The sequence below is a fragment of the Dactylosporangium sp. CA-139114 genome (assembly GCF_050955725.1).
Taxonomy (GTDB): Bacteria; Actinomycetota; Actinomycetes; order Mycobacteriales; family Micromonosporaceae; genus Dactylosporangium.
Map to the genome: position 1 here is coordinate 5,623,105 of NZ_CP192080.1, position 15,555 is coordinate 5,638,659.

At 71.6% G+C, this 15,555-nt stretch carries 12 protein-coding genes; 2 read left to right on the forward strand and 10 right to left on the reverse strand.

Features of this window, described 5'->3' with window-relative positions:
- Positions 1-293: 293 nt before the first annotated feature.
- The 4 genes from ACQP2P_RS24660 to ACQP2P_RS24675 all read right to left on the reverse strand — a co-directional run bounded on the left by ACQP2P_RS24660 (position 294) and on the right by ACQP2P_RS24675 (position 3,652).
- Positions 294-893 carry a hypothetical protein gene (locus tag ACQP2P_RS24660; protein ID WP_433604443.1) on the reverse strand — a complete coding sequence of 200 codons (600 nt, stop codon included), beginning with the start codon at positions 891-893 and terminating at the stop codon, positions 294-296.
- Positions 894-982: 89 nt separating this feature from the next.
- Positions 983-1,339: a tetratricopeptide repeat protein gene (locus ACQP2P_RS24665; protein WP_350619296.1), complete on the reverse strand. Its 357-nt coding sequence runs from the start codon at positions 1,337-1,339 to the stop codon at positions 983-985.
- 35 nt (positions 1,340-1,374) lie between these two features.
- A complete protein-coding gene (locus ACQP2P_RS24670; RefSeq protein WP_433604445.1) occupies positions 1,375-2,205 on the reverse strand; it encodes an alpha/beta hydrolase in 831 nt (276 codons plus the stop codon).
- 1,060 nt (positions 2,206-3,265) lie between these two features.
- Positions 3,266-3,652 (reverse strand): VOC family protein, encoded by a 387-nt coding sequence (locus ACQP2P_RS24675; RefSeq protein WP_433604447.1) that lies wholly within the window; start codon positions 3,650-3,652, stop codon positions 3,266-3,268.
- Positions 3,653-3,702: 50 nt separating this feature from the next.
- Between ACQP2P_RS24675 and ACQP2P_RS24680 the strand changes: the two genes are divergently transcribed.
- Both ACQP2P_RS24680 and ACQP2P_RS24685 read left to right on the forward strand, forming a co-directional pair.
- Positions 3,703-6,063 carry a hypothetical protein gene (locus tag ACQP2P_RS24680; protein WP_433604449.1) on the forward strand — a complete coding sequence of 787 codons (2,361 nt, stop codon included), beginning with the start codon at positions 3,703-3,705 and terminating at the stop codon, positions 6,061-6,063.
- Positions 6,064-7,115: 1,052 nt separating this feature from the next.
- Positions 7,116-7,646 (forward strand): hypothetical protein, encoded by a 531-nt coding sequence (locus ACQP2P_RS24685; protein ID WP_433604451.1) that lies wholly within the window; start codon positions 7,116-7,118, stop codon positions 7,644-7,646.
- 604 nt (positions 7,647-8,250) lie between these two features.
- Here the strand turns inward: ACQP2P_RS24685 and araA are convergent.
- The 6 genes from araA to ACQP2P_RS24715 are packed head-to-tail and all read right to left on the reverse strand — an operon-like array spanning position 8,251 to position 15,541.
- Entirely contained in the window at positions 8,251-9,732 is a 1,482-nt protein-coding gene (gene araA, locus ACQP2P_RS24690; RefSeq protein ID WP_433604453.1) for an L-arabinose isomerase, read from the reverse strand.
- On the reverse strand, positions 9,729-10,394 hold the full coding sequence (locus ACQP2P_RS24695; protein WP_433604455.1) for an L-ribulose-5-phosphate 4-epimerase: 666 nt from the start codon (positions 10,392-10,394) through the stop codon (positions 9,729-9,731). The genes araA and ACQP2P_RS24695 overlap by 4 nt, the downstream gene beginning before the upstream one ends.
- Positions 10,391-12,004, reverse strand: a complete 1,614-nt coding sequence (locus tag ACQP2P_RS24700; RefSeq protein WP_433604457.1) for a ribulokinase — start codon at positions 12,002-12,004, stop codon at positions 10,391-10,393. Before ACQP2P_RS24700 ends, ACQP2P_RS24695 begins: the two co-directional genes overlap by 4 nt.
- Positions 12,001-13,005, reverse strand: a complete 1,005-nt coding sequence (gene yjfF, locus ACQP2P_RS24705; protein ID WP_433604459.1) for a galactofuranose ABC transporter, permease protein YjfF — start codon at positions 13,003-13,005, stop codon at positions 12,001-12,003. Before yjfF ends, ACQP2P_RS24700 begins: the two co-directional genes overlap by 4 nt.
- On the reverse strand, positions 13,002-14,039 hold the full coding sequence (locus tag ACQP2P_RS24710; protein WP_433604461.1) for an ABC transporter permease: 1,038 nt from the start codon (positions 14,037-14,039) through the stop codon (positions 13,002-13,004). Before ACQP2P_RS24710 ends, yjfF begins: the two co-directional genes overlap by 4 nt.
- Entirely contained in the window at positions 14,036-15,541 is a 1,506-nt protein-coding gene (locus tag ACQP2P_RS24715) for a sugar ABC transporter ATP-binding protein (RefSeq protein WP_433604464.1), read from the reverse strand. The genes ACQP2P_RS24710 and ACQP2P_RS24715 overlap by 4 nt, the downstream gene beginning before the upstream one ends.
- Positions 15,542-15,555: the final 14 nt, after the last annotated feature.

Below are 15,555 nucleotides of genomic sequence, written 5' to 3' on the forward strand. Positions count from 1 at the left end.
AACGAGAGCTAGGTGCCCAGGCCGACGGCGACTCGCGCTCCCGTCGGCGGCAGCCGCCCGGGCGGATACAAGAGCAACGGGCCAGGCCGAAGGCGACTCACGCTCCGTGGTGATTGCCACCCGGGCAGGACAAGAGCAACGGGCCAGGCCGACGGCGACTCGCGCTCCGCCGGCGACAGCCTCCCGGGCAGAACACGAGGAACGGACCAGGCCGACGGCGACTTGTGCCCGTCGGTGACTGGCGCCCGGGCGGAAACAAGAGCAACGGGCCGATGGTGTCGGGAACCGGCGGGTCAGTCCTCCGGCATGTGGCCGCCCGCGCCCAGGAGGAGCGCGGCCAGGCCCAGGACGGCGACGATCAGGGCGGCCAGCTTGGTGAAGCGGCCGGTCGGGTCGGCCACCGTGACGTTGAACCAGCCGTGGGGGTCTTTGCGAACACGTACGGTGTCGCCGACCTTCGGCTCGGTGTCCAGGAACCGCAGGCGGCCCAGGTTCTCGCCCGTTGCACGGTCCGTGACCTGGTAGGCCGGGAAGCGCTTCTCCGACACGCTGCTCACGGCTCGTACGACCTGCGTGACCTGGGCGTCGGTGGGGACGCCCTCGCGGGACATGTAGACGGGCAGGACGAGTACGGCGCCCAGGACCGAGGCGGCGATGAGTGCCAGGAGCATCACGACGCGGTTGCCGGCCGTGTGGTCGGGGGCGCCGGCGCGGTAGAGCAGGTATCCGGGCACGGCCGCGAACAGTGCCAGGAACAGGCCGGCCGCGAGCAGTTTGAAGCTCGGGCCGCCGGCCAGGATGCCGGCGAGGATGACGAGTGCCGTCGTCACGACGAGGGCGACGAGCGTCCGCCAGATGCCCTTGAGCAACGAGCGCCACGGATAGTGCCTCACGAGTGAGCACCGTAGGCGATCAACGGGCCCGGCGCTGCCCCCGGGTTGGCCGCACGTGTTCGAGCTGGTCAAACTCCGGGGGCTACGCGTCAGATCGTGCCGGCTACCCGCTGTACCGCTGCCGAATAGTCGGGAACCGAGGACATCGCGGCGGCCAGGCGCAGGAACGGCAGTGCCTCACGCGGGCGGCTCTGCCGCTCCAGGGTGCGGCCCAGCAGGTGGCACGCGTAGTGGTCCGTCGGATCGCGGTCGACCAGCGCGCGCAGATGCGTCTCAGCCCGGTTGAGCTGCGCGGACGCGAAGTAGGCGCGGGCCAGCCACAGCCGCACCTCGGCGTTGCCCGGCTCCTCGTCCAGCACGGTGGACAGGATCTTGGCGGCCTCGATGGGGTCACCGGCGTCGAAGTAGAGGACTCCCCTGCGGTACTCGGCGATCATGTCGTTCATGGCACCGTCAACGCACGGGAGGTACGAAACCTTCCTCAATGGGCTCGGAGCCACCCGATCAGGTCATTGAGCACGCGATCCCGCTCGGGCTCGTTGTAGACCTCGTGGTGCAGGCCCTCGTAGAGGTGTAGCGTCAGGTCGTCCGCGCCCGCACGCTCGGCGATCAGGCGGCTCGACTCGGCGTCGACCAGGCCGTCCTCGGAGCCGTGCAGCACGAGCGTGGGCAGCGTCAGCTCGGGCAGGCGGCGCTGGAAGACGGCCATCTGCGTGAGCATCGCGCCGCCGAGGCCGGCCGGGACCTTGCCGTGGTGCACGAGCGGGTCCGCGTCGTACTTCGCGACCACCGCCGGGTCCTTCGAGATCAGCTTCGAGGGCAGCGTCTGCACCGGCGTGCCGGGCGCGATGCGGCCGAGGACCTTCGCGACCGCGATGGCGGGCTTCGCAATGCCCTTGCCCGGTAGCACGGGCGTGCCGGACAGCACCAATCCGCGCAGGTCAGCCTGGTGGTCCAGCGCGTACGCGAGCGCGATCATGGCACCCATGCTGTGCCCGATCAGGAACGGCACCTGCCCGGGATGGCGGCCCCGCACCTCGTTGAAGAGCACATGCAGATCTCGTGTGTACTCGCTGATACTCCGCGCCAGCAGCCGCTTGCCCTCGGAGCGTCCGTGCCCACGGTGATCGGGCGCGTACACGGCGAGGCCGAGGTCCCCGAGCCGCTCCACGACGTGGTCGTACCGGCGTGCGTGCTCCCCCATCCCGTGGGCGAGCACCACGACTCCGGTCGCGCCGGCCTCGGGCTGCCACGCGTCGTACACGATCCGGACGCCGCCACCGCCGGTGAGGGCGAGTTCTTCCCGCTGCATGGCAGCATGGTCCGCCGCTCGTGCGCGCATCGCAAGCACGCGGCGCTATGTCGTGGCCGAGTGGTCACCGTGCGCTTGGGGTTCGCCTGGGCGTCGCGGCTCGTGGCTGTCGTCACCGTGAGTCGCCGGGCAGCCGCGCCGGGTCCCTTCTCACGAGCTCGCGGCCGCCTTCGCCGGCCTCGGCCTGCTGCCGCGCCGGTCACGGTCCACTGCTGCGGCGGCGCCGGCCTACCGCCGCGCTGGCCACGGTCTGCTGCTGCGGCGACGCCGGCCTGCCGCCGCGTTGGCCACGGTCTGCTGCTGCGGTGGCCCCGGCCTGCTGCCGCGCTGGCCACCGTCTGTTGCAGCGGTGGCGCCGGCGTGCTGCCGCGCTGGCCGCGGCCTGCTACCGCGCTGGCCCAGCCTGGTGCTGAGGTGGCCTCGGCCAAGAAGATGACCTCGGCGTCGGCTGGGCGGTCGGCAGCGAGCGGGCCAGGCACGTCGCCGCCTGCCGTCGCCGCTTGGGTGCCAGGGAATGCTGGCCATGGCGGCTCGCGGCCACGGCCCGTTCTCCGGTCGCTTTGCGACCACGGTGGGCGACGTCCGAACACATGCAGCCACCCGCGCACCGTCAATCGCCTCGCACACCAAAGCTCACGACGCGTCACTGGCCGCCAACAGTGTGCACACTGTGCAGCGTGCACACTGTCGTGCAGCGTGCACACTGTCGTGGAGCGTGACGCTGCCGTGCACCGTGCACACTGCGTGCCGCATACACACTGTCGTGCAGCGTGCACACTGCCGTGCCGTATGCACGCCGCCGGCCACGTTCGGCCGAGTCACCGACTACAAGTGCGCACGATCGGGTGACTACCGGTGTGGAGCGCGAGCCGGTGGCTACCCGTGCGGAGCACGAGCCAGCTCCACACCACCGGCCGCCTGCCACCAATCGCACCCAGAGCGGAGCGGCACCCTGGTCCAGGACCGGCGCCGTCTCGGGCGACGCGCCGGTCACCCGCAGTGACCGGGGAGCGCCTTGAGAGTATGGCGACGGGTACGTGAGCCAGGAGTGACTGAAGCGCTACTCCGCGCGCTCAGCAGCCGAGCGCTCGATGCAGAACTCGTTGCCCTCAGGATCAGCGAGCGTGACCCAGCCGGTACCGTCTGGACGTCTGAAATCGTCGACTTGAGAGGCGCCCAGGGCAAGCACGCGCTCCACCTCCTCGTCGCGGCTCGCGTCCAGCGGCTGCACATCGAAGTGGATGCGGTTCTTGACGCTCTTGGGCTCGGGGACGCGAATGAACAGCAGGCCGGCAGAGCCGTCCGGGGCGAGGATGAGCGCCTGATCATGCGTGGGCAGATTGGGATCGTTCGGAGCCTCCTGATATCCGGTGACCGCGCTCCAGAAGAGAGACAAGCGGTACGGGTCGGCGCAGTCGATCGTGATGTGCCTGATGCGGACGGTCATTGCGTCAAGGTATATGTGACAGCGGTGTTGCCGCCGAAGGGAGCCGAAGGTTGCTGACAGCTGGCCCGGCGTGGACGGCCTCGGCCGACAGCCCGCAGACGCCCGCGCCGCTGCTGAGCGGCGCCGAGGAAGTGCTCGTGCTGACCAGCTCGGCGGATCTCGACTTCGCCGAGGCCTGCCTGCGGCAGGCGCGAGCGGCCGGCGCCCGGACCACCGTGCTGTTCGACGCGGGCGCGGGGGCCACGGTGGGTGACGGAGTGGCGGCGGTACGCGAGGTGCTGCCCGTCCCCGTGGTGTGCCGCTCCGGGGGCACATTCCGTGCCCGGATCATCATCGCGGCGTCACCGAGCGCGGCCACCGTGTCGATCGGCTCCGGCGACGCCACGCCCGGCGGCTGGGGGCGCGATGCGGAGGTGTGGACGCATCTGGTGGCGGACGGCGCGACGGTACCGACGCTGATCACGGATCTCGCGGACTGGCTGCGGCGCCTGCCCGGCCTGCTGTGGATCGAGCCCGTCGGGGTGGAGCGCCTCGAGGCGGTCGCGGCGCTGCTCACGGCCCGGCCGCACGCCGCGGAGGCCGACGAGCCGCTGCTGCTCGCCAACGACCAGGTGCCGATCGTGGAGCAGCTGCCGTTCGCCGCGGGCGCGGACCGGCTCGGCATCGCGGCGAACGCGTTCGACCCGGCCGGGCGCGCGTTCGGCGAGATCGCCCGCGCGGTGCGCGCGTTGCAGGTGCGCCTGCTGGTGCCGTCCGGCGTGCGGTGCGACATTTCGGGGCTGACCGCCGCGCTCGACGAGGTCGGCGGCTTCGACGAGACCGGCGAGGTGCTGCTGCAGACGACGACGGACGGGCGGTACCGCGGCGCCGGGGTTGTCGAGTGGTGGACCGGCGATACCGGCGTGCTCGTCACCGGTGGCCTGGAGTGCACGCCGGAGTCCCTGCTGGTGACGGCGGCCGACCCGGGCGGCAACTGCGAGCTCGCGCTGCTGCTGGAGGTGACCGAGTCGCTGCTGGACGAGCGGGAGACACGCGATGTCGCTATCAGTGATGCATCGCTCGCTGTGCGCACGCCCGAATCGGTCCCGCCCGCCGCGGCGCGGGTGCTTGCGCTGCGTGTGCACGCCGATCGGGTCGAGGCGAGCCTGGTCGCGGCCGGTTCGACGGCGCCCGACGGGCTGGTGGTCACCGCCGGTGAGACGTCGGTGAAGCTGCCGTGGACGGGGGCGGAGGGGCGGCTGCACACGTACATGGCGGAGGGCGCTCGGCTCGCGGGCCGGTCGGCGCAGGTTGGCGCCGCGGACGGCACGCAGCTCGGGACCGCCGTGGTCAGCGACGTGGCCGTGGCCGTGACCCGCTACACGCACCCGTCGCCGCTGGAGATGCGGGACTTGGCGAACGTGTTCGGTGACGCCGCGGACCTCGAGGCGCTCTTCGCCGCGGTCGCGCAGCTCGCGTCCGGCCGCACCCCGCGCCACGGGGTGCCCGCGGCCGAGCGTCGCGCCGCCGAGGAGGAGCGGCTGCGCGCCATCGTCGGCCCGGCGCTGCTCGACTTCGCGTTCGGACGGGCGGCCGTGGACGCCGCCGACGAGCTCGCGATCGCGGTCATGGGCATGGACTCCGGGCAGATCGAGCGCCTGCGGCAGCAGGTGCTGCGGCTCGGCGGGGCCGCCGCGGGCTGGCCGTTGCCGCCGCGGCTGGCCGCGTTCCGGATCGTGCTCGTGCTCGCCGCCGCCGGGCTGTGGCCCGCGCCGCAGGACTGGACTCCGCTCGTGGCGGCCGGGCTGGACTCGCTCATCGCCGCCGACGACGAGGCGTTCGCGGGCGAGCAGGCGGCACTCGCGACGGTGGGCATCGCAGCGGTACATCACGGTCACCTGCTGTCACCGCTCGGCGGATTCGAGGAGTTGCGCGCGCAGGTGCGGCTCGACTCCGACCCGCCGGCCGAGCTCGTCGCGCGCTACGCCGCCGGGCTTGCGGGCGACGTGCTCGGCACGGAGTTCAGCGCGGAGGGCATCGCCGCCGACGCCGGGGAGCTGCTCGTGCGCTCTGCGTTCGATGACGCGGTCGATGCGATTCCGGAGTCGGTCGGTACCGTCCAGCGCTCCGACGCGGGCGGCGTGCTCGTGGACACGTCGAAGGACCCGCGGCGTACCACGCTGCTCGTGCTCGACCTCCTGCGCGACTTCCCCGACACGCACGTGACTGTGCGTGGTGCCGCCGGCACCGAGACGCACGGCTGGTGGAACGGTCGCCGGCTGGTACTGCTGCAGCCGTTCGGCGGGCGGTGGCGGGGGTCGCTGTGGCCGGGGCTGATGACGGGTATCGCCACGTACGCGAAGGGCGCGTCGCAGCTGCCGACCGCGGCCCGGACCTGGATCACCGAGGTCGCCGAGATGGGCGACGAGTAGCCGCGGGCCGGTCCTCTCACTGGGTCGTACGCCGGCGGCCGGATTGGCGAATTACTGGATTACCGATTACCTGCAATCACCCGACGATAATTCGGGCCTCGACTCCGCTCCGTGACGGCGCAGGCCGACGGTGGCCACGACGGGTGCCTGCGGACGCCGGAGGGCTGCGGCAACGGGTGAAGCCCGACGGCGGCGCGGTGACTGCGGGTAACGGGCGGCGGCCAATGGTGACGCGGTGATCGCGGGTAACGGGTGGCGACAATGGTGGCGCGGTGACCGCGGCTACGGAGGGCGACCGACAGTGCCGCGGTGACTGCGAGCAACGGGTGCGACCAATGAGTGGCGGGCGGCGGCCGTCTGCGGCAGATCGCGGTCGTGGTGGAACCGTGGCCATGACGGACGGCACCGCACCGGGACGTCGCATAGCAAACAGCGCGGCACCGACGTCGCATGGCAGACGGGGCTGGCGCGAAATCGCGGCCGTCGCGAAACCGCGGCCCTCGCGGAACGGCGGCCGTCGCGAAACCGCGGCCCTCACGAAGCCGCGGCCCTGGCGGAACGGCGGCCGTCGCGAAACCACGGCGCTCGCGAAAGCCACGGCCCTCCCGGAACGGCGGGCCGTCGCGCAACCGCAGCCGTCGCGAAACGGCGGGCCGTCGTAGAGGCGGTCGAGGAGCTTCGTCGTCGCGGAACGGCGACCACGGAGAGCGGCAACTGTTCCTCGGCAGCCGGTACGAGGCCAATCCATGCGCATAGTCGACGTCGGCAGCCTCGAACGCGGCGGCCAGGTGCTTGCGATCGGCCGTCGACCACGCGCGGCCACAACGAGTGCAGACGGTTCGTGCGAGCCGCGCGGTGTGTTGCGGTTCAGTCCCGGGTGGCATCAGCTTGCCCCCGGCGGCCTCCAGCCCGATGCGCACCGCCTCGGCGACGCCGCAGCCGAGGAGGCGGTCACGAGCGCCAGGGCGGGACCGTGCACGAGCGGAACACGGAGGTCGGGGGCCCGCTGTCCTGTATCGCCTACTAGCCACTCGCGGGTACGATTCGGCAGCATGTCAGGGCAGAAGCCCGGTTTTCCGCAGCGCTCGGCGCTCGTGCACGTCGTCGACCGGGAGTACGGCGGCAATCTCGTGCGAGGCCGCTACAGGCTGACCCGCTTCCACGCGTTCCCGATCAAGGTGCGCCGGCCGCCCCGTGGCAGCATCGAGGCCGAGCAGAAGTGCGGGGCGTGCGGCGAGAAGTTGCCGCTCACCGTCGCCAGCGTCGGGCGGCGCATGCTGGTCCGGGCGCTCGCGGCGGTCGTCGCGGTCGCGGCGCTTGCCGCGTTCATCGCCACGGTGGTGTATTTCGTCAATGCGCCCGTCCGTGACGAGTCCGTCCCCTCAAGCTTGGAGGGGCCTCCGGGCTGGCTGCTGTTCCTGGGCACGATCGGCGCCCCGCTCGTGCTCATCGTCGCGTGGTCGTTCTTCATGACGTATGACGGAGTGCGGATCAAGGGCACGCCCCGTCGTCAGCACGCGGTGACCGCGAAGGCGCGGCACCTGAACGCGGCCCGGCAGGCGATGCGCCGCACTGACGGTTAGGTGGCGAGCGCGGACGGTGCGGGCGTGGCCGGCAACGCAGGGGGCCGGCGGCTGCACCAAGCGTCCGGCCGCGGCTGACACGCCCGAACGGGACGCGCAGAACGCGCGCAGTGCCGACGGGGCCGCCGGCCGGAGGGACCGTCGGCTGCGGACGGCCGAGGAGGTCGGCGCATCCGCCCACCGGACGGGGCCCGGCGACCGGATGCGCCGCCGGGCCACATAGGGCCGCCGAGCCCCAAACCAACCACCCCGGCGGCACAGGGCCGCCAAGCCACAAACCAACCACGCCGGCGACACCGGGCCGCCAAGCCACAAACCAACCACGCCGGCGACACCGGGCCGCCAAGCCACAAACCAACCACGCCGGCGACACCGGGCCGCCAAGCCACAAACCAACCACGCCGGCGACACCGGGCCGCCAAGCCACAAACCAACCACGCCGGCGACACCGGGCCGCCAAGCCACAAACCAACCACGCCGGCGACACCGGGCCGCCAAGCCACCAACCAACCACGCCGGCGACACAGGGACTAGCCAGGAACAAGCCGCCACCCGTCAGCCGAATCCGGGAAGTGGCGGGAAGCCCGGGCTCGAAGACCGCCGCTCAGAAGCCGCGAGCCAACCGGTAGTACGCCGCGTTCCACCGGACCTCCTTGGCGAACTGCCGCGGCGTGGTGTCCCCGTCGATCACCAGCAGCTCCGTGCCGACCATCTCCGCGAGGTCGTGCAGCTCCTCCACCCCGACCGCCTGCGACAGCACCGTGTGGTGCGGGCCGCCCGCCGTCAGCCACGACTCCGCCGACGTCGCCAGGTCGGGAGCCGGCTTCCACACCGCGCGGGCGACCGGCAGCTTCGGCAGCGGCGCCGAGGGCGGGACGACCTCGATCTCGTTGGCCACCAGGCGGAACCGTTCGCCCAGGTCGGCGAGGCCGAGCACGACCGCGGGGCCGGCGGCGGCGTCGAAGACGAGGCGGACCGGGTCCTCGCGGCCGCCGATGCCGAGCGGGTGGATCTCGCACGACGGGGTGTCCGCGGCGATCGACGGGCACACCTCGAGCATGTGCGCGCCGAGGATGACCTCGTTGCCGGGCGTGAGGTCGTACGTGTAGTCCTCCATGAACGACGTCCCGCCGCCGGGGGCCATCGCCTTGAGGGTGCGCACGAGCACGGAGGTCTTCCAGTCGCCCTCGCCGCCGAAGCCGTAGCCGTCGGCCATCAGGCGCTGCACGGCCAGGCCCGGCAGCTGCCGCAGGCCGCCGAGGTCCTCGAAGTTCGTCGTGAAGGCCTTGTATCCGCCGGCCTCGAGGAACGCGCGCAGGCCCAGCTCGATGCGGGCGGCGTAGCGCAGCGCGTCCGCGCGGTCGCCGAGCAGGGCGGCGGCGACGCGGTAGGTGTCGGCGTACTCCTTCACGAGCCGGTCCACGTCGGCGTCCAGGGTGGCGTCGACCGCCGCGACGAGGTCGTTGACGCCGTAGGTGTTCACGGAGACGCCGAAGCGCAGCTGGGCCTCGACCTTGTCGCCCTCGGTCACGGCCACGTCGCGCATGTTGTCGCCGAAGCGGACGAGCTTGAGCGAGCGCATCTCGGCGTAGCCGGTCGCGGCGCGGGCCCAGGCCCCGATGCGCTGGGCCACGCGCGGGTCGGACACGTGCCCGGCCACGGTCTTGCGGGCGACGCCGAGGCGGGACTGGATGTACCCGAACTCACGGTCGCCGTGGGCGGCCTGGTTGAGGTTCATGAAGTCCATGTCGATCTCGGCCCAGGGCAGCGCGACGTTGGCCTGCGTGTGCAGGTGCAGCAGCGGGGTGCGCAGCGCGTCGAGGCCGGCGATCCACATCTTCGCCGGGGAGAACGTGTGCATCCACGCGACGACGCCGACCACGTTCGGGTCGGTGCCGGCCTCCAGGCACACCCGCAGGATGTCGCCGGCCGAGGTGAGCACCGGCTTCCACACCACCCGCGGGCCGATGGCCGGCGACTCGTCCAGGGCCGCGGCGATCTGGCGCGACTGCGACGCCACCTGCTGCAGGGTCTCCGGTCCGTAGAGTCCCTGGCTGCCGGTGAGGAACCAAATCTCGTGCGTCATCGTGCGCCTTTCTGGCCGTATACGTTCTGGTAGCGGTCGTACAGGGAGTCCACGGCGTGCGCGGGCAGCCGGTCGACCTCCCCGAGCTGCCGGGCGAAGTGCATGGTGCGGGCCACGTCCTCGCACATGACGGCCGCCTTGACGGCGGCCTTGGCGGTTCTGCCGATGGTGAACGGCCCGTGCTGGCGCATCAGGACCGCCGGCGAGCGGTGCCCCTGCAGCGTCTCGACGATGCCGCGGCCGATGGCGTCGGAGCCGATGAGCGCGAACGGCCCGACCGGGATGTCGCCGCCGAACTCGTCGCCCATCGCGGTGATGGAGCACGGGATCGGCTCGCCGCGGGCGGCCCAGGCGGTCGCGTAGGGGCTGTGGGTGTGCACCACTCCCCCGACCTCGGGCATGTTGCGGTAGACGTAGGCGTGCGCCTCGGTGTCCGACGACGGCGAGTGCTCGCCGTCGACCAGCTTGCCCTTGAGGTCACACACGACCATGGTGGCCGGGGTCAGCTCGTCGTAGGAGACGCCGGAGGGCTTGATGACGAGCAGGTCCTCCCCCGGCACGCGGGCCGAGACGTTGCCCGCGGTCCACGTGACCAGGCCCCAGCGGGTGAGCTCGGCGTGCAGGGCGCATACCTCCGCCCGCAGCGTGTCGACGGTGCTCACCGGGCGACCTCTTCCCGCAGCGTCCGCAGCCGGTGCAGCACGTCGTTGGTTCCCCTTCCGAAGTAGTCGTGCAGAGCCAGATACTCGGCGTAGAGCCGGTCGTAGACGTCGGCGGCGGCCTCGTCGGGCACGTACACGTCCCGCTCGACCTTGCCCATCGCCTCGGCCGCGGCCCGGATGTCCGGGTAGACGCCCGCGGCGACGGCGGCGTGCAGGGCGGAGCCGAGCGCCGGGCCCTGCTCCGAGCCGATGACGGAGATCGGTCGGCGCAGCACGTCGGAGTACACCTGCATGAGAAAACGGTTCTTGAGCAGCCCGCCGGCGGCGATGAACTCGGTCACCGGGACCCCGGCCGCCTCCAGCGCCATGACGATCGTTCGCGTGCCGAAGGCGGTGGCCTCGACCAGCGCCCGGTAGATGTCCTCGGGCCGGGTGTGCAGCGTCTGGCCGACGATGACCCCGGACAGGCCGTGGTCGACGAGGACCGAACGGTTGCCGTTGTGCCAGTCGAGGGCCACGAGCCCGTGCTCGCCGGGGCGCTGGGCGGCGGCGCGGTCGGTGAGCTGCTCGTGGGTGAGGGCGCCACCGAGGAGCGTCTCGACGTACCACCCGAAAATGTCGCCGACGCCGGACTGGCCGGCCTCGTAGCCCCACAGGCCGGGGATGATGCCGTCCTGCACGACGCCGCACATGCCGGGCACGTCGGCGAGCTCCGCGCCGCTCATCACGTGGCAGGTCGAGGTGCCCATGATGGCGACGAGCCGGCCGGGCTCGACGGCCTTGGCGGCCGGCGCCGTCACGTGGGCGTCGACGTTGCCCACGGCGACCGCGATGCCGGCCGGCAGCCCTGTCCAGGCCGCGGCCTGCTCGGTGAGCGAGCCGGCCCGCCCGCCGATCGGGGCGAGCGGACCGTCCACCTTGGACACCCAGTCGCCGAACGCGGGGTGCAGCGCCTCGAGGAACGCCTTCGACGGGTAGGCGCCGTCCTGCAGGACGCCCTTGTACCCGGCCAGGCCGGCGTTGCGCGTCTCGACCCCGGCGAGCTGCCAGACGATCCAGTCCGTGGCCTCGATGAACCGCTCGGCGCGCGCGTAGACCTCCGGCGCCTCCTCCAGCGTCTGCAGCGCCTTGGCCAGCTGCCATTCCGAGGAGAGCTTGCCGCCGTACCGGCCGATCCACGGCTCGCCGCGCTCGTGGGCGAGCGCGTTGATCCGGTCGGCCTGGCCCTGCGCCGCGTGGTGCTTCCACAGCTTCGGGTAGGCGTGGCGCTCGGCCGGCAGCAGCTCGCACAGCGGGGTGCCGTCGGCGAGCGTGGGCAGGAAGGTGCACGCGGTGAAGTCGGTCGCGATGCCGACGACGTCGGCGGGGTCGATGCCGGCCTCGGCGACCGCCTGCGGGACGGCGGTGCGCAGCACGTCGACCCAGTCCGACGGCATCTGCAGTGCCCAATGTGGAGGGAGGGGGTCCCCGGTCGCCGGCAGCGTGCGCTCCACGGCGCCGTGCCGGTACTCGTGGACGGCCGTGGCGACCTCGGCCCCGTCGTCCGCCCGGACCACGAGGGCGCGTCCGGACAGGGTGCCGAAGTCGACGCCGACTACGTATTGGGTCATCTGGTTCTCCGCGCGCTCTGTTTCCTGGTCACCGTCCGCTGCAGCACGATGAAGACGAAGAGCAGCGCGCCGATGACGATCTTGGTCCACCAGGAGCTGAGGGTGCCCTGGAACGTGATGATGGTCTGGATGAGTCCGAGGACGCCGACGCCGAGCACCGTGCCGAGCACGAACCCGGAGCCGCCGGTGAGCACCGTGCCGCCGATGACGACCGCCGCGATCGCGTCGAGCTCCATGCCCAGCGCGTTGAGGCCGTAGCCGGACGGGGTGTAGAAGGTGAGCAGCACCCCGCCGAGGGCGGAGCACAGCCCGCTGATGGTGTAGACGCCGATCCGGGTGCGCCCGACGGGCAGGCCCATGAGCAGGGCCGACTGCTGGTTGCCGCCGAGGGCGTAGACGTTGCGCCCGAAGCGGGTGTAGGCCAGCACGTAGGCGGCGACCGCGACCACCAGCGCGGAGACGACGACGCTCCAGCCGATGTGGAAGCCGCCGAAGCGCAGCTTGTCCGAGGCGATGGTGTTCCACCACTCGTTCGTGATCGGGATCGAGTCGGTGCTGATCACGTAGCAGGTGCCGCGGGCCAGGAACATGCCGGCCAGGGTCGCGATGAACGGCTGGATGTCGAAGAAGTGGATGATCGCACCCATGCCGAGGCCGATGATGCCGCCGACGGCGAGCACGACCAGGATCACGAGGCCGGGGTTGACGCCCTTCTCCAGCAGCGACGCGGCGATCATCGTGGTGAGGGCGACGACCGCGCCGACGGACAGGTCGATGCCGCCGGTGAGGATCACGAAGGTCATGCCGACCGCGACCACGAGCAGGAACGCGTTGTCGATGAAGACGTTCAGCACGATCTGGGTGTCGTCGAAGCCGTCGTAGCGCACCACGCCCGCGCCGTACATGACGCACAGCAGGATCGCCGTCGCCATCACCGGTTTGCGCAGCCAGTTGCCCGCGACCCGGCCGACCGAGCGTCCGGGGGTGTCCACAGTGGTCATGCGCGCACCTGCACCTTCTCCTCGGCCCGCGCCGCGACCGGGACCGAACGGCGGCGCCGGTACCCGGCCTTGAACACCGTGCGGAACTTCGGCGACTGCGCCAGGCACAGCACGATGACGACGATCGCCTTGAACAGCAGCGTCACCTCGGGCGGCACGCCGATGGTGTAGATGGTGATGTCGAGGGTCTTGATGATGACGGCGCCGAGGACCGTGCCGGCGATGGAGAACCGGCCGCCGGACAGCGACGTGCCGCCGATGACCACGGCGAGGATGGCGTCGAGCTCGATGAGCAGGCCGGCGTTGTTGCCGTCGGCGCTGGACACGTTGGAGCTGATCATCAGGCCGGCGACGGCGGCGCAGACCGCGGCGAAGACGTAGACGCCGAGGATCAGCCAGCGCGACTTGATGCCGGCCAGCCGGGACGCCTCGGCGTTGCCGCCGACCGCCTCCAGCAGCATGCCGAGCGCGGAGCGGCGCACGAGCACCGCGGCCAGGGCGATGACCGCGGCGGCGATGAGCACGCACAGCGGCAGGGCGAGCCAGTAGCCGGCGCCGATCATCTTGTACGGCCCGCTGTTGACGGTGATGATCTGCCCGTCGGTGATGAGCTGGGCGAGGCCGCGCCCGGCGACCATGAGGATCAGGGTGGCGATGATCGGCTGGATGCCGATGGTCGCGACCAGGAACCCGTTCCACACCCCGAGCACCAGCGCGAGCGCGATCGCGACGCCGACGGCGGCGAGCACCCCCGCGACGCTGCCCTGGTCGCCGAGGTCGCTGATGCGCAGGCACGCGATGGCGCCGGCGATGGCCACGACGGCACCGACGGACAGGTCGATGCCGCCGGTGGCGATGACGAGGGTCATGCCGAGCGCGACCAGGGCCAGCGGGGCGGAGGAGCGCAGGATGTCGATGAGGCTGCCGTACAGGTGGCCGCCCCGCAGCTCGACGTTGAAGAACGTGTGCGTGTGGATGACGTTCGTGACGAGCAGCACGACGAGCACGGCGAGCGGCCAGGTGAAGCGCTTCATGCGGTACCACCTCCTCCTTCGGCGATGGCGGCCATCAGGCGGTCGGTGTCGACGTCGTCGGTGTTGGGCAGCTCCGCCACCACCTTCCGGTCGCGCAGGACCGCGATCTTGTGGCTCAGGCGGAGCACCTCCTCGAGCTCGGCCGAGATGAACAGCACCGCCATGCCCCCGTCGGAGAGCTCGGTGACCAGGCGCTGGATCTCGGTCTTGGCGCCGACGTCGATGCCGCGGGTGGGCTCGTCGAGGATGAGCAGCCGCGGTTCGGTGATGAGCCAGCGGGCCAGCAGGACCTTCTGCTGGTTGCCGCCGCTGAGGTTCCGCACGGGCAGGTCGGGGTTGGCCGGGCGGATGTCGAGGGCCTTGACGTACTTGTCCACGAGCTCGTCCTTGCGCTGCTTGGACAGCGGGCGGGACCAGCCGCGCGCGGCCTGCAGGGCCAGGACGATGTTCTCGCGGACGGACAGCTCCTCGACCAGGCCCTCGGTGCGCCGGTTCTCGGAGCAGAACGCGATGTCGTGCTGCATCGCGGTGCGCGGCCCGTGCATGGCGACCGGCTTGCCGTCGATGGTGAGCGTGCCGCTGTCGGCCCGGTCGGCGCCGAAGAACAGCCGCGCGGCCTCGGTGCGCCCGGAGCCGAGCAGCCCGGCGAGCCCGACGACCTCTCCCTTGTGGATGGTCAGGTTGAAGGGCGCGATGGCCCCGGCCCGGCCCAGGTGCTCGGCCGCGACGACCGGCTCGGCGTTGTCGAGGCGGCGCTTGGGCTGGTCCTCGAGGCGCTCGAGGATGGCCAGGTCCTTGCCGATCATGAGGCTGACGAGCTCGAGCTGGGGCAGGTCGGCCACGACGTGCTCGCCGACCAGCCGCCCGTTGCGCAGGATCGTCATCCGGTCGCAGATCTCGTAGACCTGGTCGAGGAAGTGCGACACGAACACGATCGCCATGCCCTCGCCCTTGAGCTGGCGCATGACGCGGAACAGCTGGTTGACCTCGCCGGCGTCGAGGCTGGAGGTGGGCTCGTCCAGCACGAGGACCTTGGCCTCGACGTCGATGGCGCGGGCGATGGCGACCATCTGCTGCACCGCGAGCGAGAACTCGGACAGCGGCGCCGAGACGTCGATGTCGAGCTCGAGGCGGTGCAGCAGGTCGGTCGCCCGCCTGCGCATGGTGCCCCAGCGGATGTGGCCGAAGGTGCGGGGCTCCCGGCCGATGAAGATGTTCTCGGCGACCGAGAGGTTGGGGCAGAGGTTGACCTCCTGGTAGACCGTGCTGATGCCGGCCTGGGTGGCCTGCAGCGGCCCGGTGAAGCTCACCGGGGTGCCGTCGAGGACGATCTCGCCCGCGTCGTTGCTGTAGACCCCCGTGAGCACCTTGATCAGGGTGGACTTCCCGGCGCCGTTCTCGCCCATGAGGGCGTGGACCTCGCCTGGCAACAGGCGGAAGTCCACGTCCTGCAGGGCCATGACACCCGGGAACTGCTTGGTGATGCCGGTCATGGTCAGCATGGTTCAGTCAGCGC

What these genes read in the sequence shown, in the direction of transcription:
- ACQP2P_RS24665 (WP_350619296.1), bottom strand. Translation starts at nt 1,339, where the DNA reads ATGAACGACATGATCGCCGAGTACCGCAGGGGAGTCCTCTACTTCGAC.
- ACQP2P_RS24670 (WP_433604445.1), bottom strand. Translation starts at nt 2,205, where the DNA reads ATGCAGCGGGAAGAACTCGCCCTCACCGGCGGTGGCGGCGTCCGGATC.
- ACQP2P_RS24675 (WP_433604447.1), bottom strand. Translation starts at nt 3,652, where the DNA reads ATGACCGTCCGCATCAGGCACATCACGATCGACTGCGCCGACCCGTAC.
- ACQP2P_RS24685 (WP_433604451.1), top strand. Translation starts at nt 7,116, where the DNA reads ATGTCAGGGCAGAAGCCCGGTTTTCCGCAGCGCTCGGCGCTCGTGCAC.
- araA (WP_433604453.1), bottom strand. Translation starts at nt 9,732, where the DNA reads ATGACGCACGAGATTTGGTTCCTCACCGGCAGCCAGGGACTCTACGGA.
- ACQP2P_RS24700 (WP_433604457.1), bottom strand. Translation starts at nt 12,004, where the DNA reads ATGACCCAATACGTAGTCGGCGTCGACTTCGGCACCCTGTCCGGACGC.
- yjfF (WP_433604459.1), bottom strand. Translation starts at nt 13,005, where the DNA reads ATGACCACTGTGGACACCCCCGGACGCTCGGTCGGCCGGGTCGCGGGC.
- ACQP2P_RS24710 (WP_433604461.1), bottom strand. Translation starts at nt 14,039, where the DNA reads ATGAAGCGCTTCACCTGGCCGCTCGCCGTGCTCGTCGTGCTGCTCGTC.
- ACQP2P_RS24715 (WP_433604464.1), bottom strand. Translation starts at nt 15,541, where the DNA reads ATGCTGACCATGACCGGCATCACCAAGCAGTTCCCGGGTGTCATGGCC.